Below are 20637 nucleotides of genomic sequence, written 5' to 3' on the forward strand. Positions count from 1 at the left end.
AGGAAAACGATGGAAATTGTCACCGATCTGAACCGCCGCGCCATCGACTGGCAGCGGCTGTGCGAATTGCTGGAGGCAGCCGGACTGGGCAAGCGCGATCCGCACACCCTGCGGCGCGTTTACCAACACAGCCAGTTTTGCTATTGGGGGTTTATCGGCGACGAGCTGATCGCCACCGCGCACGCCATCAGCGATCTGACCTCGGTCGCCTACCTGGCCGACGTGGCGATCGATCCGCGCTTTCAGGGACAGGGATTGGGGCGCCGGTTGATGGATCGGGTGATGCAAGACCTGGCGCCGCTCGGCAAGATTTTCATCTATTCCGTCCCGGAAAAGCTGGCCTTTTATAAAAAGTACGGCTTTCACGATTTGACCACCGGCATGGTGTATGCGGACGGCGCCTCCCTGCAGCGCCTGCAACAGGGAGGCTACGTGCGTTAAACGCGCTTCACAGGGTTTTGCTCATAAAGATACGGCTAGTCCCCGGCGGCAAGCAAGGCACTTCGCCCATACGTTGCCAGCCATGCCGTTGATAAAAGTCCGGCGCCTGAAAGCTGATGGTGTACAACACGGCGGAAAGGCAACCGCGCCGGCGACCTTCCTGTTCGAAGCGGCGCAACAGTTCGCTGCCCAGCCCCGCGCCGCGCAGCGCTTCCGGCAGATAAAAGAGATCGAGAAACAGCAGCCCTAACGATGAACGCCCGGTAATTCCCCCCAGAACCTCCCCACTGTCGGGATCTTTTACCACCACCGCCAGCGGCAGACGATCGCCGTAGCCGATCTGTTGATCATTAAAGCGGTCCAACCCCTCCGCAATACAAGACGTTATTTCCGGCGTTACCCGATCGGAAATTTCGATATGACATTCTTTCACGCCAGCTCTCCGTATCAACCGCCCACATTACGCGCTGTTCGTCGCTCAAAACATCGCATTTTCTTTGTTTAGATTTATCTTTATCTCAATTTTAAACCGAATTTCCGCATAAACTCATAGACTGTCTTTCCACCGTTCAAAATAAAATCGCCATCGCGGCAAGAAAACAAGAAATATCTTAGTTATTAACCCATTAACGAAATCAGCCACGCTACAAGTATCGATAAAAACGATCGAATTTACTTTTGTGATAGGTGATATCTATGTTAATTCCTTTTAATAACCTGAGTATTAATAGAGGATTTCTATTCTATTAAACCGTCTCCGGCCAAAGGGCCGGCTAAAAAGCAGATTTACTCTTTATAAATCATGTTAGTATATGAGACTTTCCTTATTTGCCGCCGCCGAGAGAGGGCTTCTGCCTACGCGACAAGATAAGTTCAATGTGAAATTATTTAGATTGTTTCTTTTTTTATGTTTTAAGATATCGATCCTCACCGGGAAATAGAAAGTAAAGGACTATAATAAAATGGAAATTGATATTTTCAGCGATTGTGCCTATACCAGCGTCGGCATCCGACAACTCATTAAGCAAACCTGGGCGGAAAAACGCGCACCGGCCGGCTTTAGCCGCAAAAGAGTCTGCTTCATCGATGTCACCATCGCCAATTTTGAAGCGCGTTACCGCGATGAATATGCCAACCCCAACACCTACAAAATAGTCATTATCACTGACTGCCCGCATGAAATGGTGATTGTCGACAGAAAGACCATTATATTATCAAACCTTATATCATTGAGCCGTTTTAGCCACCTGATCGGCGACTTATATAAACGTTACAGCCACTATACCGAGCCGCCGCAACTGTCCCAGCGTGAGTCACTTTTCCTCTCGGAATGGTCGACGGGAAAATCGCTGGCCGATATCAGCAGTGCCATGAATATCAGAAATAAAACCGCCAATCATTACAAGTCACGAATAATGAAAAAACTCGGCGCCAGCCGGATAAAACCGCTATTGCACATTACCCGCGTGCGCTGTTTAACCGATCGTTTAAACATAAGAATAAATAAAGAGTAACGCCCTCTTCTTCAGATTCGCATTTGCGGCTGAACGCCTTCGCCGGCATCTCTTCGAGAGCACCGCCGGCGAAGGCCGCCGCTCCGCCACGTTGCCTCTCCCTCTCCCAGGCACCCAATCGCACCTCGCCCGCATCGTTGTCTGGATCTCGCCGCCGCTTTACTGGCATTATCTCTGCTATCGCCGGGCGGCGAGAGGGCCAAAGATCGCGCCCGCCGCTCAGTATCGACTCGACGAGACAGGTAGCTTTACGCCATGGCAAACAAACCGCAACAGACAACGCTGACGATGTACGGCATCAAAAACTGCGACACCATCAAAAAAGCCCGCCGCTGGCTGGAAGATCAGGGCGTGGCCTATCATTTTCACGACTACCGCGCCGACGGCCTGACCGAACAGCAGCTGCGCGGTTTTATCGCGCAACTGGGTTGGGAGCCGCTGCTCAATACTCGTGGCACCACCTGGCGCAAGCTGGATGAAGCGCAACGCAACGCCTGCGATAACGCCGACGCCGCCATCGCGCTGATGCTGGCGCAGCCGGCGATCATCAAACGCCCGCTGCTGGACGACGGCAACGGCCACGCCCTGCTCGGTTTCAACGCCGACGCTTACCAGCAATTTATCGCCGAGGTCGCCGTATGACTTGCCCGGTTATCGAACTGGCCCAGCAGCTGATTAAACGCCCTTCCCTCAGCCCAAATGACGAAGGCTGCCAGCAGCTGATGATCGATCGCCTGCTGGCGATCGGTTTCACCGTCGAGGCGATGGACTTCGAAGACACCCAAAACTTCTGGGCCTGGCGCGGCGAAGGGCAAACCCTGGCGTTTGCCGGGCATACCGACGTGGTGCCGACCGGCGATGAAAAGCGTTGGGATAACCCGCCGTTTGAACCGGCGATCCGCGACGGCATGCTGTATGGCCGAGGTGCGGCAGACATGAAAGGCTCGTTGGCCGCGATGGTGGTGGCCGCAGAGCGCTTTGTCGCCGCCAACCCGAATCACCAGGGCCGCCTGGCTTTTCTGATCACCTCCGACGAAGAGGCCAGCGCCACCCACGGCACGGTTAAAGTGGTCGAAACGCTGATGGCGCGCAATGAGCGCCTGGATTACTGCCTGGTCGGCGAGCCGTCCAGCACCGAGCGCGTCGGCGACGTGGTGAAAAACGGCCGACGCGGCTCCATCACCGCCAACCTGCACATTCACGGCGTGCAGGGGCACGTCGCCTATCCGCACCTGGCCGACAACCCGGTGCACCGTGCCATGCCGGCGCTGAATGAACTGGTGGCGATCGAATGGGATCGCGGCAACGAGTTCTTCCCGCCGACCAGCATGCAGATCGCCAACGTGCAGGCCGGTACCGGCAGCAACAACGTGATCCCAGGCGATCTTTACGTGCAGTTCAACTTCCGTTTCAGCACCGAACTCACCGATGCGATGATCAAGCAGCGCGTGGAAGAGCTGCTGGAACGCCACCAGTTGAATTACAGCATCGAGTGGCGGCTGTCCGGCCAACCGTTCCTCACCTCGCGCGGCGCGCTGGTGGATGCGGTGGTCAACGCCGTCGAGCACTATTCTGAACTGACGCCGCAGCTGCTGACCACCGGCGGCACCTCCGACGGCCGCTTCATCGCGCAGATGGGCGCGCAGGTGGTGGAACTGGGGCCGGTCAACGCCACCATCCACAAGGTCAACGAATGTGTCAACGCCGCGGATCTGCAGCTGCTGAGCCGCATGTATCAACGCATCATGGAGCAATTGGTCGCATGATCAACGCAGAGATGCTCACCGGCCGCTCAACCGAACACCTGGCGCCGCTGAGCGGGAACCACCGGTTGCAGCCGCAGGCGGTCAACGCCTTTCTGGCGATGCAGCAGGCGGCGCGTGAGGCGGGATTCGATCTCCAGCCCGCCAGCACCTTCCGCGATTTCGACCGGCAGTTGGCTATCTGGAATGGCAAATTCTGCGGCCAGCGGCCAGTATTAGATAAGGACAGCCGCCCGATAGACGTTGCGCCGCTGTCCGCCGCCGAGCGCTGTGAGGCGATCCTGCGCTGGTCGGCCCTGCCGGGCGCCAGCCGCCATCACTGGGGCAGCGATCTCGACGTGTATGACCCGTCGCTGCTGCCGGAAGGGCAAAAGCTGCAGCTGGAGCCGTGGGAATATGAAGAAGGCGGTTACTTTGCGCCGCTCAACCAGTGGCTGACGGCGCATATGGCCGAGTTCGGTTTCTATCGCCCCTTTACCGAAGACAGCGGCGGCGTGGCGGTAGAGCCGTGGCATCTGAGCTACCGGCCGCTGGCGCAAGAAGCCGAGCATTTACTGACCCCGGCGCTGTTGCTGGCGGCCTGGCAAGATAGGGAGGTCGCCGGTGCCGAATGGCTCGAACGCCATCTGCCATCGATTTTTTCGCGTTTTATACGCAGTGAAGGAAAGGAGTAGCTATGCAATGGTTAGCTGATTACTGGTGGATTATCCTGCTGGTTCTGGTGGGAATGGTCGTCAGCGGCATTAAGGAACTGCGCCGCGTCGACGTGAAAAGCTATCTGGCCAACAAGCCGGAGATACCGCCGCACCGCGACAACAACGCCCAGTGGGATGACGAAGACGACTGGCCGAAAAAGAAATGACATCAGGGCGCTCATCGGCGCCCTGAATTTTTAGCGAAAGGCGATCAGCTCGCCGCGCTTGCCGGACAATGCCTCGTCCCAGTAGCGCTGCGGCACATAATAATGCAGCCTTTCCAGCGCGGCGTTCATCATGCCCTGGTTGATTGCGTGCCCGACGTTTTCCTCCACGTCCAGCGTAAAATCGGCGCCGCCGGCCCGTAGCGCTTCTGCCGCCGCGTGAGCGTGTTGCACCGCGATCACCGCGTCCTCTTCACCGTGGATCAAATGCACCACGCTGTCGCCGAAAGCCTGCTCAGGCAGCTGGGCGAAACGCCCGCTGAACGCGACCACGCGCCCGGCCAGCCGGGTTTCCGCTTTTAACGCCTCAAGCGCCATGATCGCCCCCTGCGAGAACCCCACCAGCGCCGTGCCGGCATAGCCTACGCCGCTCAGCTGCTGCCAATGGCGCACCACCGCCACAAACTGCGGCATTACTTCTGCGATGCGGGCCGCGCGGTTCTCTTCGGTCACGTCCTGCACCGAAAACCACTGGCGCCCGGCGCCGTTGCCGAACGCTTCGGGACCTCCGATGCTCACCACCTGTGCCTGAGGAAAGTCTTTGGCGAAGTAGCTGCCGATCTCCCCCATCGCCACCGGGTTGTCGCCGACACCGTGAAACAGCAAGATCAGCTGCGCCGCCGGGGTCGCCGGGCTTTGGACAACGAAATGCTCATGTTTCATCGATGACTCCTTAATAGTAACCCAACCTGGTGCGGCGACAGTCGTCGCCTCACCGCTGACAGTGACTATACGCCGTTGAGAAATCGGGAAAATCGGGTTTTATTGAGCGAGTTATTCAATTTATTGCAACGACTGCGTCCAGTCGCGCCAGTAGCGGCAGTGCTGCGCATTCAGCTGTTCCAGCGCCTGCGCCGCTTCGTGCCGCCAGTGGCGCAGCAAGGCTTTCTGGCCGCTGACGCCCGCCAGCTCCGCGCAGGCCGCCGGGGATTGCCGCCGTTGCAGATGGCCGCGCAGCGCGGGCAGCGGCAGATTGCTGGCCAACAGCAAACGCTGCAGTGCCCCCAGGCTGGCCTCCAGCGGCCGATGGGCGAAAGCGAACCCGGCCAGCTCGCGCCAATCCTCTTCGCCCAGCGGCGTGTCGCCGTCGTCGCCCGGGATCGCCAGCGCGAGTTCAATGCGCTGCCGTAGCCAGGGCCAGTCGCGCGCCAGATGCTTGTGCGCAGCGTGCCGCAGCGCCTCTCCTTGCTCGCTCAGGGGCAAGATAGCCATCGCGGTATAGCAGCCGCTGCTGGCCTCCGGCTTGCTGCCGATGCGCACCAGCTCGAAACCGCAGGATTGCCAAAAGCGCCACAGCGGCTCGGTATAGCCAAAGCTGACCGACAGAAAATCCAGCCCCTGCGCCTGGCGGCGTTGCCGCTCGACCAGCTGACGCGCGATACCCTGCCGCCGCAACGCCGGCAGCGTCGCGATGCGGGTAATACGCCGTGACCGCAGCGTCGGCGCCCACCACTGGCCGCCATGCGCCGCCAGCGACTGTGCCACCAGGTTGCCGCGCGGCCGGCGGCGGCCAGCCCACACATCGTGCGCCAACTCGGCGCTCAAGCCGCCTTCGTCCACCAGCCACACGGCGCCGACCACCTCCTGCCCGGCCTGTGCCAGCCCGAAGTGCATGCCGGGTGCATCCATCAGCCTGCGCAAATCCAGCGGCGAAGTGCGGTAATGCGCGCTGCTCAGCAGAGCATAGAAACGCGCCAGCCGCTGCGGATCGGCGCACAGTTCGCGCTGGTCCGCCTGGCTGTAATCGATCGTCTGGCCATCCGCCGGCCAGGCGGGCAGCTCGTTGAACAACAGCGCATTGTCCGTTATCCGTTCCAGCGCATCCCCCTGCGCCCAGCGCATCGGCTGTTGCAGGCTCAACGCCTGATAGGAAGGCAGCCCGGCGCAAAACTTCAGCAGAAAACCACGGCCGGTGCCCTCATAGCCCTGCACCGTGGTGGTCAGCAGCACGCGCGGGAAATAACCGATCAGCTGCTGCAACAACGGCGCGGGGATCGCCGCCGCTTCATCCACCAGCAGCCACCCCACGGCGCTGACGTCCCCCTCCCGGCACTGCGCCAGCAGGGCATCGGGCGCCCAAAACTGCGCGCGCCCCTGCGCCCATTCCCCGGCCACCTCAGTGGCGGCGCGGCTCGGCCCGGTTATCCAACAGGTCAGCGGCGACTGCGCCACCAGCATGCCGGCCAGCGTCGATTTGCCGCGGCCGCGGGCGGCGGTCAACACCCACACGCCGGATTCGGCCTGCAGCAGCGTCGTCAAGATCGCCTGTTGTTCCTCGGTCGGCCGGCCGTCCGGCGGCTGCCATCCTTCACGCGCCGGCAGCGCGGCCAACGTCAGGGGCTCATCCTGCCGCCAGATCGTCACTTCGCGGTCGTCGGCCAGATGCTGCTGCAGGTGGTGGATGAAATGCGGGGTGGTAATTGGCTGCGGGCAATCGCTCCAGCGCAGGCTGTCGCCGTCCGGCTGCTGCGGCCATTGCCGCCAGGGCGGCGTCAGCAACAGCAGCCAGCTGCCGGCACGCAGTGCGCCGCACAGCGCCGCCAACGCCTCAACGTCCAGCGACTGACCGGCGTCGAACACCGCGTGCAGCCGTTCCTGCCCCAGCAGTTGGCGCACTGCGCCGCTCGCCAACGCCGACAGGCCGGGCGGCGGGTTTTCCCCCACCCACGGCCAGTCGCCCGGCAGCGTCGCCGCCAGCCGCTGCGCCTGTTCGCGACACCAGTCGGTCTCACCGCTGAGCACCAGCAGGCGCCGGATGCCCTGTCGCCGCATGAGTTGTTGCGCTGCCTGTAACATAAGGCTGTATCTCAATCCGAAAAAAATGCCGGAGTCAGGCTCCGGCACTTGAGGCGTTAACGGGATGCGAAGGTGTTGCAGGTATTGGGATCGCCGCTGTCGAAGCCCTGTTTAAACCAGGTATAGCGCTGCTGCGAGGTGCCGTGGGTGAAGCTGTCCGGCACGACGCGGCCCTGGCTCTGCTGCTGCAACCGATCGTCGCCAATCGCCTGCGCGGCATTCAGCGCCGCCTGCAGGTCGCCCTCTTCCAGCATCTGCTGCTTCTCGGCGTATTTACCCCACACGCCGGCGAAGCAGTCCGCCTGCAGCTCCATTTTCACCGACAGACGGTTCACTTCCGCCTGGCTGGCGCCCTGCTGCATCTGGCGCACCTTGGGCTCGATGCCCAGCAGGTTCTGCACGTGGTGGCCGACTTCGTGCGCCACCACATAGGCCTGGGCAAAATCACCGCCGGCGCCCAGCTTGGTTTTCATGTCCTGATAGAAAGACAGATCGATATACACCGTTCTGTCGCCCGGACAGTAGAACGGCCCCATCGCCGCCTGGCCGGTGCCGCAGCTGGTGCGCGTGACGCCGCGATACATCACCAGCTTCGGCGGTTGATAGGTTTTGCCCATGCGCTGGAAAATCTCTTTCCAGTTATCCTCGGTGGAGGCCAGTACCACCGAAGTGAATTTGGCCAGCTCATCGTCTTTCGGACTGATGTTGGCGCTCTGCTGTTGACCCTGCGGTGCGACGTTACCGCCGTTCAACAGCGGCGACAGATCGATGCCGTAATAGCCGGCCACCAGCACCACCACCAAAATGACGATGCCGCCCTTGCCGCGCACCGGCACGCGGAAACCGCCGCCACCGCCGCCCAAACCTGAAGACTGCCCGCGACGATCCTCAACATTGTCACTTTCCCGACGCCCTTGCCAACGCATAAATATACTCCAGATATTTCCCCTGCTCGTTGAAGTTGCGCCGCGATCGTAAGCGCAAAGGCAGCTTCAAGCCTGAGTGGGATAGGTTTTAGTCATCTCGCATCCATCATTATAAATGGTCTGCCGCGGAGGAAATGTAGAAATTTTCTGGAAAAACGCAGAATAGCGGGACGATCCGGCCGGATCGCCCCGAATGGCGGTGCCAATGCTTAGTCGAGCTTCACGCCGATGCGGCGCGCCACTTCTTCATAGGCTTCGATCAGGCCGCCCAGGCTTTGACGGAAACGGTCTTTGTCCATCTTGTCCAGGGTGTTTTTGTCCCACAGGCGGCTGCCGTCCGGCGAGAACTCATCGCCCAGCACCACTTCACCGTTGAACAGGCCGAACTCCAGCTTGAAGTCGACCAGGATCAGGCCCGCGTCGTCGAACAGCTGGGTCAACACGTCGTTGGCGCGGTAGCTCAGCTCGCGCATGCGCGCCAGATGCTCTTTGCTCACCCAGCCAAAGGTTTCGCAGTAGGATTCGTTGACCATCGGATCGTGCATGGCGTCGTTTTTCAGGAACAGATCGAACAGCGGCGGATTCAGCACCAGGCCTTCTTCGATGCCCAGACGCTTCACCAGCGAACCGGCAGCGCGGTTGCGGATCACGCACTCCACCGGCACCATGTCCAGCTTCTTCACCAGCACTTCGTTGTCGGACAGCAGACGCTCCATCTGGGTCGGGATGCCGGCTTCTTCCAGTTTGCTCATGATGAAATGGTTGAACTTGTTGTTCACCATGCCTTTGCGATCGAACTGCTCAATGCGCTGACCATCCAGTGCTGACGTATCGTTGCGGAACTCCAACACCAACAGATCGGGATTCTCGGTGGTGTAAACGGTTTTTGCCTTTCCGCGATACAGCTCAGCTAGCTTTTGCATCTTACTTACTCCAGTGATGTATCCCCGTTGTCTCCCGAGCGCGGCCCGAAATTAGGGGGTATAGAATTGACCTAATGAATTCTTTGGCGTGCCGGACACTATTGTGCCAAACCTGCGACGCAAACGATACCGTATCGACAAAACAAAAAGGGGCCGAAGCCCCTTTTTGATTATTTAACGCTGGTTTTACTGAAGGCAGACTGGAATGCCGCCACCAGTGCGTCGTTTTTCGACTGGGTCAGCGGTTTGCCTTTCGGATCGATGAATTGCAGGCTGGTGCGGTTGTTGAGATCGCCGACCTGCAGTTTGTAATCGCCTTCCGCCAGTTCAGGATCCTTGACGCCCAACGCATCCCAATCGCTGCTGCTCAGGGACTTGTAGGTCACGGCGACGGTGCCCTGCGGACGGCTGCGGTCACCCACTTTCATCCCCAGTTTTTCGAGCGCCGCCGGCAGGCGATCCCACACCACGGTGTAAGGGCCGCGCACCACCAGCATCGGCAGGCCGGTGTCATCGGCGCCGCTCTGCACGTCCAGCGCGCCGAAGCGGCTGGCGGTCTGGCTGCTCGCCAGGTTATCCTGCTTGTCCAGGCCTTCGATCAGGGTGTTGATCATCATGCCGTTGTAGCGCTGAATCTCAGACTGGTCGGTCACCTGCTCGGTCTTGCCCTGCTGCTGCAGGCCAACGCTTTTCACCACCAGCGCCTGCTGGTAGCCCTGCTGCTGCACGCTGATCTGATAACGGCCTTCGTACTGGTTGTCTTCGTCCAGACGGTTCCACTTCACCCAGTCGGTGGTCAGGGTCTGACCGGCGTCCTGGCGGGAAGCGATCGCGATGTTCTTCGCCTGCAGCAGGCTGACCACGCGCGACCACAGGTTCTGGTTCTGCGGGCTGTTTTCCAGCAGCAGCGTGCCGCTGTCGCCGGCGTATTGCGCGCGTGAACCGCTCAGCAGCGCCAACGGCTGCACCGGCGGACGAATGTCCAGTTGCTTGCCGACGTTGCCTTGCAGCGTCGTGGCGGGAACGTCATAGTTGCCGCTCTGCACCGGCAGGATCATGCCGGACGGCGCGTTCAGCGCCTTGAGCGGAGCCGCGTCGAGGTAAGCCTCGTCGCCGCTGACCTGGCGCTTGTAGCGCTGATCGCTGCTGCAGGCTGCCAGCATCATCACCAAAGAGATGCCCACTACTTTTGCTACCGTCGACTTTTGCAATGAATAAGCCATCAAATTTCCCTTAGAGTTACAGCAAACCGACGCTTTTCAGCGCGCGCTCCACCACCGGGCGGGCGGCTTCGCTCAACGGCGTCATCGGCAGACGCAGCGTATCGGTTGCCATCAATCCCAACGCCTTACAGGCCCACTTCACCGGAATTGGGTTTGCTTCTACAAATAGATCCTGATGCAACGGCATCAAGCGCTGATTTAAGCGGCGCGCTTCGGCAAATTTGCCCTGCGCCGCCAGCGCGCAAAGTTCCGCCATCTCGCGCGCGGCCACGTTGGCCGTCACGGAAATCACCCCTTTGCCGCCCAGTTGCATGAAGTCCAGCCCGCTGGCGTCGTCGCCGCTCAGCAAAATGAAGTCTTCATCGTCAACCAGCACTTGGATCTGACTAACGCGACTTAAGTTCCCCGTCGCTTCTTTTACAGCAACAATATTCTTGATTTTCGCCAGCCGAGCGATGGTCGGCGGCAGCATGTCGCAGCCGGTGCGCGATGGCACGTTATACAGGATCTGCGGCAGCTCGGTGCTCTCGGCGATCGCCTTGAAGTGCTGGTACAGCCCTTCCTGCGTCGGCTTATTGTAGTACGGCGTCACCGTCAGGCAGCCCACTACGCCGGTATTGGCGAAGCGGGTGGTGAGCGCGATGGCTTCGGCGGTGGCGTTGGCGCCGGTGCCGGCGATCACCGGGATGCGGCCGTCGGCCAGCTCCAGCGTCTGCAGCACCACGTCAACGTGCTCGTCATGGGCAAGCGTTGCGGACTCGCCGGTGGTCCCTACGGAAACGATCGCCGCGGTGCCACTGGCTACATGATAATCGATCAATTTTTTTAGGCTCGCGCGATCGACAGCACCTTTGTCGTCCATCGGCGTAACCAGTGCAACAATACTTCCCGTAAACATTGGCCGTCCCCTCCACAAACAAGTCACTCATGGTACTTTTGCTGCCTATCCAAAAGCAAGCGCACAACCGCGTTGTAAGCGCTTGGCAGGCGGTTTTTTTTATGTTTACCATGGTAACCCCATTAAGCACGACAGGAAGCGCTATTTTGCCTCAGTCAGACGAACACTATCTCGTGATTACCGCGCTCGGCGCCGACCGCCCCGGAATCGTCAATACCATCACCCGCCACGTCAGCAGTTGCGGATGCAATATCGAAGATAGCCGTCTGGCCATGCTGGGAGAGGAGTTCACGTTCATCATGCTGCTGTCCGGCAGCTGGAACGCCATCACCCTGATCGAATCCACCCTGCCGCAAAAAGGCGCGGAGCTGGATCTGCTGATCGTGATGAAGCGCACAAACTCGCACGAAAGGCCGCCGATGCCGGCCACGGTGTGGGTGCAGGTGGAAGTGAAGGACTCGCCGCACATCATCGAACGCTTTACCGATCTGTTCGACTCCAGCCAGATGAATATCGCCGAACTGGTCTCGCGCACGCAGCCGGCGGACGGCGATCTGCCGCCGCAGCTGTATATCCAAATCACCGCCCACAGCTCCGGCGATCGGGACGCCTCAAATATTGAGCAAGCCTTCCATCGCCTATGTACAGAATTGAACGCGCAAGGCAGTATTAGCGTGGTGAACTATCCACAGCATGACGAGAAAGATGGAGAGTAGTGATGAGCCCATTGAAAGCCGGTGACACAGCGCCGAAATTTAGTTTGCCTGACCAGGACGGTGAGGAAATTAATTTGGCCGACTTCCAGGGACAGCGAGTATTGGTCTATTTCTATCCGAAGGCGATGACGCCGGGCTGCACCGTGCAAGCCTGCGGCCTGCGGGACAACATGGACGAATTGAAAAAGGTCGGCGTCGAAGTGCTGGGCATCAGCACCGACAAACCGGAAAAACTGTCGCGCTTCGCTGAAAAGGAGCTGCTCAACTTCACGCTGTTGTCTGATGAAGATCATCAGGTAGCGCAACAGTTTGGCGTATGGGGCGAGAAAACCTTCATGGGCAAGACCTACGACGGTATTCACCGCATCAGTTTCCTGATCGATGGCAAAGGCAAGATTGAGAAAGTGTTTGATGATTTCAAAACCACCAATCACCATGACATCGTTCTGAACTACCTGCAGCAGTAATTCTCACGAAGCGCAGCGGCCTGCTGCGCTTCGTTTCTTCCCTGTCAGTCGGCCTTGTCTTCCACTTCGACCCGCAGTTCATCCGGCCAGGCATGGATCACCGCCTTCACCAGCGTCGCCAGCGGTATGGCGAAAAACACGCCCCAAAAGCCCCACATTCCGCCGAACACGATCACCGACAGGATAATCACCAGCGGATGCAGGTTGACCGCTTCGGAGAACAAAATGGGCACCAGCAGGTTGCCATCCAGCCCCTGCACCACCAGATAGGCGACGATCAGCGTCCAAAAATCGGCGCCTACGCCCCACTGGAACAGCGCCACCACCACCACCGGAATGGTGACCAGCACCGCGCCGATGTAGGGGATCAACACCGAGAAGCCCACCAGCACCGCCAGCAACAGCGAGTAGCGCATGTCCAGCACGGCGAACACCAGGTAGGTCGCCACGCCGACAATCACCATCTCCAGCACCTTGCCGCGAATGTAGTTGGTGATCTGCTGATTCATCTCGTTCCAGACCTGCCCCGCCAGGCCGCGATTGCGCGGCAGCACGCGGCGCACCGCGTTCAGCAGCTGTTCTTTGTCCTTCAACAGGAAGAACATCATCATCGGCACCAGGATCAGGTAGATAGCCAGCGTCAGCAGGCCGACCAGCGACGCCAGCGAGAATTTCACCACCGACTCGCCCATGCCGGACAGCCGGCTGCGCAGGTTTTCCGCCATCATGTCGATGATGCCGGCATCCACCAGCGCCGGGTAACGCTTCGGCAGCGTCGCGGCAAAGTTATAGAACTGATTGAGCATGCCCGGCAGATCGCTCATCAGATTGATGCCCTGCTGCCAGGCGGTTGGCGCGACGACGAACACCAGCAGCATGGCGACGCCCGCGAACACCAGCAGCATGATGCTCGCCGCCCAGGTGCGCGAACAGCCGATGCGCTGCAGGCGCGCGGTCGGCCACTCCAGCAGATAGGCCAGCACGATGGCGACCAGCAACGGGGTCAGAATGCCGTGCAGAAAATAGAGAATGAGGAAGCCGGCGACCAGGATCACCAGCAGCGCGATAGCCTGCGGATCGGTGAAGCGGCGGCGGTACCACTGTAATAACATCTCCAGCATCAGAGCGGGCTCCTCGAGATTTGGCGGGCGGGCATGGCGATTCCTGTGATGGGCCTGATTAAAGCATAGATAGAACGGGCGCACGCGGGGTGTGCAAAGCACTCAGAGTACTCAAAGTTGGCCATACATCAACAGCGATTTGGCTGAATTTATCGCGCCGGCGAACGATTGGCGCAAAAATCCGCAGACGCGGCGACAGACTGGGTGAACGGCCCCGAACGGGGCCGTGGCAGATTACAGCGAGGCGCTGATGGAGAGGGGCGAACCGACCGCCAGTGCGAACAACAGCACACAGCCAATCGCGATTGCCGCCGCCAAATCATTTTTCATTGTCCCGTCCCCTGATGCTTAAAGTGATTATCGTCACGAACTCTGTCGGTTCTACGTTGACGGCCTTTGCCGATGCACGTCATTAAAAACCCCCGCCAGGGCGGGGGAGAAGACGTTCTGGTGCATCAAGTATTACAAGGAGGTCATGAGGGATTGCTAACCCTAAATGACTATTTCAAGCTAGGATTATTCCCAGAACATGGCAAGCGATCGCGTCGAGGTTATCCGCACTTTGAGATAAACCTCATAAAAAAATCCCGCACGGCAGCGGGATGAAGGGATGATAACGTCATAAATTTTTTATGCGGACAATGAGGCGGTATTGTCGTCATTTGGCGACAATACCGCGCCGCCACGGCGGTCACAAGGGAAATCTGACTGCCGTAAGGAAATCAGAATTTCCCCAATACACGCGATCGTACGCCCGTAAGCATCAACGAGAAGAAATGGGATTTTCGTCAGACCGTCGCCGGACAAAAACCGGTAGCATAACCGGCATAATCCCAAACGCCGTAGGGGGAGAGATGAACAACAAGCCGTTTGAATTTGATGAAGCCATCTGCCTGGCCATTGGGCGCGGCGTCTGCGAAGTCGTGAAGATAGGAGACGAAATCAGCGTTTTCTCCCTGCTGGAAGCCATCGAGAGCTTTATCGAACGGCAGGCGCTCAGCGAGAGCGAAGTCGCGGCGGCGGACGACGCGCTGGATCTGATCACCGGTTTGGTCCGCCGCCAGTGCTGAGGCCGGTTACGAGGTGCAGCCGATGAGCCGTTGCTCTATCGCAACGCCGGGCATCATTTGTCGTAAACCGGCAATCAATTCGTCGCCCGCCGCATGCAGCGCCGCCAACGGCATTGCCGGCAGGCTCTCCAGGATGAACCACATCCGTTCGGCCTCGGCGCTCAGCCGGGTTCTGACGCCCTGACGCCAGTTCCAGCGGCGGCAGGTCACGCCGCGATCGTCGCGCCAGACCACCTCCCCCGCCTCCGGCGATTCATGGATCACCGCACCCTCCTTGACGGTATCGAACAGCTCGCTGCCTTCCGCGACGATCAGCCGCGGCTCGCCGACATAAGCCGCGATATTCTCGCCCCCCACCGGCACCGCATAACGAATGCTGACGGCGTTGTAGAGATCGACCACCGGATCGATGCTGGGCATCGTGCCGTCGCGCAGCGCGCGCTTGCGCAAGGCATCGGCGGAACAGGGCGTACGCTTGGGTTTGGCGCCAAACCGCATGAAGACATCGCGCCAGGCCGAGAGATGCGCCTCAGCCCAGGGCGCGTCCTCCTCGCCGAGGGCGCGACAGGCCTGCGCCAACGCCAGCGCCCCCACGTCCGGGTTGGTTATGGGAGCCGCAGCCACGGTAATGCTTAACGCCCGGAATCCGGGCGCCAGCGCAGAGACGGCCGGATCGATTGACGGATCGACTAAAATCATTGAATAATCCTATATTGACCATTTTATTTCATAATATTGACCGATGAGCGAAAAAGTCAACAGACCGACCGAGTTCGGCGCCGACGTGCAAACCGTCAGCGAAGCGGTGTCGCACCGCATCAAACAGCAGCGAAAAAGCCAAAAACTGTCGCTGGACGAACTGTCGCGCCGGGCGGGCGTCAGCAAGGGCATGCTGGTGGAGATCGAGAAAGGCAGCGCCAATCCCAGCATCGCCATCCTGTGCAAACTCGCGGCAGCGCTGGGCCTGTCGGTGGCGGACATCGTCAACGTGACCCGCGCCCCCGCCGCCTACCTGATTGAAAGCCAAGACATTCCCACGCTGTGGCACGGCGATCGCGGCGGCTCGGCCCGCTTGCTGGCAGGCACCCGCGGCCCAAACATGATAGAACTGTGGCGCTGGGAAATGGCGCCGGGGGAAGCCTATGCATCGGGCGGCCATCCGGTGGGCACCTTCGAGCTGCTGCACGTTGAACAAGGCGTCTTGAGCCTTGCCGTCGAACAAACCGAGCTCAGGATTACGCCAGGCTATTCGGCGGTCGCCAGAACGGACAGCCCGCACCGTTACGCCAACGAGGGCGAAGACACGCTGATTTTCACCATGACGGTCGCCGAACTGCACGCCTGAACGGCGGCCCAGACCTTAACGCTTGCACAGGAGAAGAGCCCTCATGACAATCCCTGCCCCACTGGAGTGGCGGCGTGCTGACTATCTCGTCAGCACCGAGCCCAGCCTGCTGGATATTGACGCCATTCATGCATTTCTGACCCGTTCGTCATGGGCGGAGGGCATTGATAAAGAGACCGTTCGCCAGTCCCTCTCCCACAGCCTGTGCTTCGGCTTGTATCACGGCACCAGACAAATCGGTTTCGCCCGGCTGGTCACCGATTACGCCACCTTCGGCTATCTGTGCGACGTTTACGTGCTGGAGGCGCATCAAAAAGGCGGGTTGGGCCTGTGGCTGGCGGAATGCTGCCAGGCCCATCCGCTGATGGCGACGCTGCGGCGAATCATGCTGGTCACCAGCACCGCCCCTTGGCTCTATGAAAAAGTGGGCTATACCGCCATCAACTGTCCCGATTTTGTGTGGCAGATCGCCCGACCGGACATCTACCGACGTTAATTTTTCAGCAAGGCCGCCCCAGTTCACACTCTTCCCCCGCGACATTGGCAATCGCGGCGGTTAGGGCCCATGCTGGCGACAAATTTTACCGTTTGCCCCTTTCAAGGAGAATCTATGCCCGTTTCAGCCCGTAACCAGTTAGCCGGTACCGTGTCCGCCGTCGCCAAAGGCGCCGTCAATGACGAAGTGGAGATCACCCTGCAGGGCGGTGAAAAACTGGTGGCCATCGTCACGGTACAAAGCCAACAGTCGCTGGGATTAACCATCGGTAAAGAGGCCGTCGCGCTGATTAAAGCGCCGTGGGTGATCCTGGCGACGGAGGATTGCGGTTTGCGTTTTTCCGCCCGCAACCAGTTTGCCGGGGAAGTGATTGCGGTTGAGCACGGCGCGGTCAACAGCACCGTGCACCTCAAAGCGGATGCCGGTTTTGTGCTGACGTCGGTGATCACCAATGAAAGCCTGCAGGAGATGGCGCTGAAGAACGGTTCGCGCGCCATCGCCCTGATCAAAGCCTCATCGGTGCTGCTCGCCGTCAAAGCCTGATACCGCCAGGCCCGCACAAGCGGGCCTTTCAAGGCGCTATTTCAGCGCCTGCTCGGCCAGCAGCCCGAGGGCGATGACGATCATCGCCGCGCCGGAGATGCGCCCCACCACCTTCGCAGCCTGCGGGCGCGTGCGCAGCACCGACTGCGAACCGAATCCCACCAGCAGGTACACCAGGCCGCAGCTGATCAAATGCACCACGCCCAACGCCAGCATCTGCATCGGCACCGACCATTCGGCCCGGGCGTCGGTAAACTGCGGCAGCAGCGCCAGAAACAGCAGAAACACCTTGGGGTTCAGCCCGCTGACGCACACGCCCTTGCCGGCCCAGCGCAGCCAGGAATCGGAACGCTGATCTTCACCGGCGCCGGGCACCGGCGGGTGCAGCAGCATGTTGAAACCGATCCACAACAGATAAGCCGCCCCCAGCAAGGTAAGCGCCGTCAGCGCCAGCGGGTTGCCGACCAGCAGCGCGCCGACGCCTGCCACCACGATCGCAATCATCAGCAGGTGGCCAAACAGCAAGCCGGCGACGGCGGGCACCACTACCCGCCCGCGAATGCCCGCCGAGATCACATAGGCCCAATCCATACCCGGCGTGATCACTAACAAAATCGACACCGCCCAAAAAGCGGCGAACAGAGCGAGCGTCATGCCGGCCCCCTCTCAAACGCGCCGCGCCATTCCGAACAAAGAACCATTGCGCTTTCCTCTTGGAAGAAGAACGGCCTCCGCCTACCGCGGCGGCCGTCAAAACCGTTCAATAGATGGCAAGAATATCCTCAAGGCGTTAAAATGTGCTTTCAATTACTTGCCTGAAACCGGCATAAGCAGGGAAACTTTTCCAAATGGATAAGATTGATCGCAAGATTCTTGCTGAACTGCAGGCCGACGGGCGTTTGTCGGTGACCGAGCTGGCCGAGCGGATCGGGTTGAGCGTCTCTCCCTGCCACCGCCGGGTGCGGGCGTTAGAGGAGTCCGGGGTGATCAGGGGTTACCGCGCCCAGCTCGATCCCGGCAGCCTGGGCTATAACTTTTCCGCCCTGGTGTTCGTCACCATGCGCGAAGGCGATCGCCGCGCCGTTGAAACCTTCGAAAACGCCATGATGGACATTCCACAGGTGGTGCAGGCGCAGCGGCTGTTTGGCGATCCGGACTATCTACTGCACGTGATCGCCCGCGATCTGCCCGCTTTCCAACAGCTTTACGACGAGAAACTCTCCGCTCTGCCGGGCGTGCAGCGCCTGAGCTCCACGCTGGTGATGAAAACCGTGGTGCCGGAGCGCTCGTTCCTGCCGCTGGGAAAATGACGACGGGAGCGTTGCCGCTCCCGTTTTGACTTCCTTAAGGCACAATCACGAAATCCGGATTGGCGACGGCAAACAGCGCCTCGCGATCCGCCGCCGGTGGATAAATCCACTGCGTATTGATCTCCTGCTTAATCTTTTTGCCTTCCTGACGGGTAAAGCGCACCTGGCGCTCCCAGCCTTCGGTATACAGCGCGCCCCAGGGCCCCAGATCCAGGCAGGTCACATACTTCGGCTGGCTGTACGGGTGAGTCGGCAACCCCGCCAGCTCCGCCGCCGCATTGTGGCCGGCCACCCGGCCAAGGCTCATCGCATGCTGGCAGGTCATCAGGTTGTGATTGCCGAGATCGTCGGTCGCCGCCTTCACCGTATCGCCGGTCACGAAAATGCCCGCCGCCGCCGGCGCGCGCAGGAAGGCGTCGCCGATCACCCGGCCGCTGCCGTCGCGCTCGCCGGGGATCTGCTCGGTCAGCGGATGCGCCCGCACGCCCGCTGCCAGGATCACCGTGTTGGCGGCGATACGCTCACCGTTCGACAGCATCACCCCCTCAGCGTCGATAGCCGAGACGCGCAGGCCGGCTCGCGCTTCCACGCCGCACTCCGCCAGCGCCTGGCGAATCACCGCCCCCGGCTCCGCGCCCATTCCGGCGCCCACTTCCGGGGCGCTATCGACGATCACCACGCGCACGTTCTCGTCTTTGCCCAGCGCATCCCGCAGCCGCTGCGGCATCTCCGCCGCACTCTCCAGCCCGGTCAGCCCCGCGCCCACCACCACGGCGGTGTTGCGCGCCGGCGTAGACGGCTTGGCCGCCAGCGCTTTGATATGGGCATCCAAACGCTGCGCGCTTTCCAGCGTATCGACGTTGAAACCGTATTCGGCAAAGCCCGGCACCGCAGGCACGGAGAGCCGACTGCCGGTGGCCCACACCAGGCGGTCGTAGGCCAGCTCAAGGGATCCCCCTGTCGCCTGCGCCACCGTGAGCGTCTTGGCGGCGGCATCGATGCGCTCTACCGCCCCGGCCAGGTGGTGCACGCCGACGGCGGCGAGCTGAGCGGAAATGTCCGGATTCATGTTTTCCAACACCGCTTCATACAGGCGCGGCCGGATGGTGACCGTTGGCGTCGGCGAAACCATGAGCACCTCGATATCGTCATGCTTACCGGCGAGGGTAATGGCGCGCATGGCGGACACGGCGGCCCAAAAACCGGCAAAACCGGAACCGGCAATCACTATTTTCTGCGTCATGGGATGACTCCTTCATACAGGGTTAACCGGGCGATAAGGCTGCCCGCAGTTTTTTCGGATGAACGATGCCGTTCCGCTCCCGTAGCAGGGTGCAGAAGGCCCGCCCGCCCCTTCCGAAGAGGCGGGAAAAAGTGTGTTTGGCTTTAAGGAAAGGCGGTGGTTAGGTTTTGGCCCGCGCCGTTTTGCCGCTGCGCGCGGTGCGTTCCGTCATGCGCTCATCGAGCCAGAGGTTGACCTCACCGAAGAAGCCCTGCGGCGCCTTGCGGCCAAAGCGGGCCGCGACGGCGCCGAGGGTCTGCGCCGCCAGCGCATCGCGCATCGCCTTCTCCGCCTGCAGCATCACCGCGTGGATGGCGCATTTGCCGGAGACCGCCCAATCCGGCGGGGAATCGTCGAACACCGCGCAGCGCCCGCGCACCTCCTGGCAATCGAACAGCGGCTTGTGCCCTTCGATGGCGTCGATGATCGCCAGAAAACTGATCTCATCCGCTGGGCGCGCCAGCCGGTAGCCGCCGCGCACCCCTTCGCTGGCGACGACGATCCCCGCCTTTTCCAGCTTGGGGAAAATCTTGGCCAGAAAGCTGGGGGAGATGCCCTGCAGCTCGGCGAGTTCGCGGCTGCTGAGCGCGCGCTGGTTATCGCCGACCAGCCACAGCAGGCAGTGGATGCCATATTCAACGCTGGTTGTGATGTACGCCATATGTCCGTTTTCGACCGTCAATGAACCTTCAATAACGCAGACTATATGAGTCTGCGTTTATCTTGTCAACAAAACACGGATCAACTTTGTCCGCGTTTTATTGACAATGCACGCCGCCGGCGACGTAGAAAGCGCCCTTCAAAATGAAAAATAAAACTTTTTGCCCGATTCGCGCCCGGCTAACGTTTCCTTGTCGGCTGCGGCTGACTATGATGTGATGGGT

25 protein-coding genes are annotated in these 20637 nt (G+C 60.3%); 13 read left to right on the top strand and 12 right to left on the bottom strand.

What is annotated here, in order from left to right:
• Window positions 1-9 precede the first annotated feature (9 nt).
• Window positions 10-441 (top strand): GNAT family N-acetyltransferase, encoded by a 432-nt coding sequence (locus V8N38_RS18550; RefSeq protein ID WP_060441177.1) that lies wholly within the window; start codon window positions 10-12, stop codon window positions 439-441.
• Between the two features lie 7 nt (window positions 442-448).
• Here the strand turns inward: V8N38_RS18550 and V8N38_RS18555 are convergent, their stop codons facing one another.
• Window positions 449-874, bottom strand: coding sequence for a GNAT family N-acetyltransferase (locus tag V8N38_RS18555; protein WP_060424809.1), 426 nt, complete (start codon window positions 872-874; stop codon window positions 449-451).
• A 529-nt stretch (window positions 875-1403) separates the two neighbouring features.
• Between V8N38_RS18555 and V8N38_RS18560 the strand changes: the two genes are divergently transcribed.
• From V8N38_RS18560 to V8N38_RS18580, 5 genes are all read left to right on the top strand, one after another.
• Window positions 1404-1955, top strand: coding sequence for a helix-turn-helix transcriptional regulator (locus V8N38_RS18560; RefSeq protein ID WP_060424811.1), 552 nt, complete (start codon window positions 1404-1406; stop codon window positions 1953-1955).
• 255 nt (window positions 1956-2210) lie between these two features.
• Window positions 2211-2597: an ArsC family reductase gene (locus tag V8N38_RS18565; protein WP_038873652.1), complete on the top strand. Its 387-nt coding sequence runs from the start codon at window positions 2211-2213 to the stop codon at window positions 2595-2597.
• Window positions 2594-3721: a succinyl-diaminopimelate desuccinylase gene (dapE, locus tag V8N38_RS18570; protein ID WP_089186282.1), complete on the top strand. Its 1128-nt coding sequence runs from the start codon at window positions 2594-2596 to the stop codon at window positions 3719-3721. Before V8N38_RS18565 ends, dapE begins: the two co-directional genes overlap by 4 nt.
• Window positions 3718-4392, top strand: coding sequence for a M15 family metallopeptidase (locus V8N38_RS18575; RefSeq protein ID WP_060424817.1), 675 nt, complete (start codon window positions 3718-3720; stop codon window positions 4390-4392). Before dapE ends, V8N38_RS18575 begins: the two co-directional genes overlap by 4 nt.
• A gap of 2 nt (window positions 4393-4394) precedes the next feature.
• On the top strand, window positions 4395-4580 hold the full coding sequence (locus V8N38_RS18580) for a YpfN family protein (protein ID WP_004941720.1): 186 nt from the start codon (window positions 4395-4397) through the stop codon (window positions 4578-4580).
• A gap of 30 nt (window positions 4581-4610) precedes the next feature.
• Here the strand turns inward: V8N38_RS18580 and ypfH are convergent, their stop codons facing one another.
• From ypfH to dapA, 6 genes are all read right to left on the bottom strand, one after another.
• Window positions 4611-5300: an esterase gene (gene ypfH, locus V8N38_RS18585; protein WP_147840165.1), complete on the bottom strand. Its 690-nt coding sequence runs from the start codon at window positions 5298-5300 to the stop codon at window positions 4611-4613.
• 120 nt (window positions 5301-5420) lie between these two features.
• On the bottom strand, window positions 5421-7433 hold the full coding sequence (locus tag V8N38_RS18590) for a tRNA(Met) cytidine acetyltransferase TmcA (RefSeq protein ID WP_060424821.1): 2013 nt from the start codon (window positions 7431-7433) through the stop codon (window positions 5421-5423).
• A gap of 56 nt (window positions 7434-7489) precedes the next feature.
• Window positions 7490-8359 (bottom strand): neutral zinc metallopeptidase, encoded by an 870-nt coding sequence (locus tag V8N38_RS18595; RefSeq protein ID WP_047730119.1) that lies wholly within the window; start codon window positions 8357-8359, stop codon window positions 7490-7492.
• A gap of 209 nt (window positions 8360-8568) precedes the next feature.
• Complete coding sequence (gene purC, locus V8N38_RS18600; RefSeq protein ID WP_004941708.1) at window positions 8569-9282, bottom strand: phosphoribosylaminoimidazolesuccinocarboxamide synthase; 714 nt, start codon at window positions 9280-9282, stop codon at window positions 8569-8571.
• Window positions 9283-9452: 170 nt separating this feature from the next.
• Window positions 9453-10505: an outer membrane protein assembly factor BamC gene (bamC, locus tag V8N38_RS18605; RefSeq protein ID WP_019453890.1), complete on the bottom strand. Its 1053-nt coding sequence runs from the start codon at window positions 10503-10505 to the stop codon at window positions 9453-9455.
• A 16-nt stretch (window positions 10506-10521) separates the two neighbouring features.
• Window positions 10522-11403, bottom strand: coding sequence for a 4-hydroxy-tetrahydrodipicolinate synthase (dapA, locus tag V8N38_RS18610; protein ID WP_004941701.1), 882 nt, complete (start codon window positions 11401-11403; stop codon window positions 10522-10524).
• A gap of 110 nt (window positions 11404-11513) precedes the next feature.
• Between dapA and V8N38_RS18615 the strand changes: the two genes are divergently transcribed.
• Both V8N38_RS18615 and bcp read left to right on the top strand, forming a co-directional pair.
• Complete coding sequence (locus V8N38_RS18615) at window positions 11514-12119, top strand: glycine cleavage system transcriptional repressor (RefSeq protein WP_369783268.1); 606 nt, start codon at window positions 11514-11516, stop codon at window positions 12117-12119.
• A 2-nt stretch (window positions 12120-12121) separates the two neighbouring features.
• The gene (gene bcp / locus V8N38_RS18620) at window positions 12122-12586 is read left to right on the top strand and encodes a thioredoxin-dependent thiol peroxidase (protein WP_147840166.1); all 465 of its coding nucleotides are present in this window, start codon (window positions 12122-12124) and stop codon (window positions 12584-12586) included.
• A gap of 44 nt (window positions 12587-12630) precedes the next feature.
• Here the strand turns inward: bcp and V8N38_RS18625 are convergent, their stop codons facing one another.
• On the bottom strand, window positions 12631-13707 hold the full coding sequence (locus V8N38_RS18625; protein ID WP_004941690.1) for an AI-2E family transporter: 1077 nt from the start codon (window positions 13705-13707) through the stop codon (window positions 12631-12633).
• Between the two features lie 854 nt (window positions 13708-14561).
• Between V8N38_RS18625 and V8N38_RS18630 the strand changes: the two genes are divergently transcribed.
• Window positions 14562-14777: a hypothetical protein gene (locus tag V8N38_RS18630; RefSeq protein WP_049200497.1), complete on the top strand. Its 216-nt coding sequence runs from the start codon at window positions 14562-14564 to the stop codon at window positions 14775-14777.
• A 6-nt stretch (window positions 14778-14783) separates the two neighbouring features.
• Here V8N38_RS18630 and V8N38_RS18635 read toward each other — a convergent pair whose 3' ends face one another.
• Window positions 14784-15476: a B3/4 domain-containing protein gene (locus tag V8N38_RS18635; protein WP_147840167.1), complete on the bottom strand. Its 693-nt coding sequence runs from the start codon at window positions 15474-15476 to the stop codon at window positions 14784-14786.
• A gap of 43 nt (window positions 15477-15519) precedes the next feature.
• Here V8N38_RS18635 and V8N38_RS18640 point away from each other — a divergent pair, with 43 nt between their 5' ends.
• From V8N38_RS18640 to V8N38_RS18650, 3 genes are all read left to right on the top strand, one after another.
• On the top strand, window positions 15520-16122 hold the full coding sequence (locus tag V8N38_RS18640) for an XRE family transcriptional regulator (RefSeq protein ID WP_100396715.1): 603 nt from the start codon (window positions 15520-15522) through the stop codon (window positions 16120-16122).
• Between the two features lie 43 nt (window positions 16123-16165).
• Complete coding sequence (locus V8N38_RS18645) at window positions 16166-16618, top strand: GNAT family N-acetyltransferase (RefSeq protein ID WP_060424825.1); 453 nt, start codon at window positions 16166-16168, stop codon at window positions 16616-16618.
• 114 nt (window positions 16619-16732) lie between these two features.
• Window positions 16733-17161, top strand: coding sequence for a TOBE domain-containing protein (locus V8N38_RS18650; protein WP_038873689.1), 429 nt, complete (start codon window positions 16733-16735; stop codon window positions 17159-17161).
• Between the two features lie 36 nt (window positions 17162-17197).
• On the opposite strand, the gene V8N38_RS18655 is transcribed toward V8N38_RS18650, so the two are convergent.
• On the bottom strand, window positions 17198-17815 hold the full coding sequence (locus V8N38_RS18655; protein WP_004941674.1) for a LysE family translocator: 618 nt from the start codon (window positions 17813-17815) through the stop codon (window positions 17198-17200).
• Window positions 17816-18009: 194 nt separating this feature from the next.
• Here V8N38_RS18655 and V8N38_RS18660 point away from each other — a divergent pair, with 194 nt between their 5' ends.
• Window positions 18010-18471, top strand: coding sequence for an Lrp/AsnC family transcriptional regulator (locus V8N38_RS18660; protein WP_033635506.1), 462 nt, complete (start codon window positions 18010-18012; stop codon window positions 18469-18471).
• 34 nt (window positions 18472-18505) lie between these two features.
• Here the strand turns inward: V8N38_RS18660 and V8N38_RS18665 are convergent, their stop codons facing one another.
• Both V8N38_RS18665 and V8N38_RS18670 read right to left on the bottom strand, forming a co-directional pair.
• Window positions 18506-19714 (bottom strand): NAD(P)/FAD-dependent oxidoreductase, encoded by a 1209-nt coding sequence (locus V8N38_RS18665; protein ID WP_060441166.1) that lies wholly within the window; start codon window positions 19712-19714, stop codon window positions 18506-18508.
• Window positions 19715-19874: 160 nt separating this feature from the next.
• Window positions 19875-20414, bottom strand: a complete 540-nt coding sequence (locus tag V8N38_RS18670; protein WP_038873797.1) for an RrF2 family transcriptional regulator — start codon at window positions 20412-20414, stop codon at window positions 19875-19877.
• Window positions 20415-20637 lie beyond the last annotated feature (223 nt).

The organism is Serratia nevei (assembly GCF_037948395.1).
Taxonomy (GTDB): Bacteria; Pseudomonadota; Gammaproteobacteria; order Enterobacterales; family Enterobacteriaceae; genus Serratia; species Serratia nevei.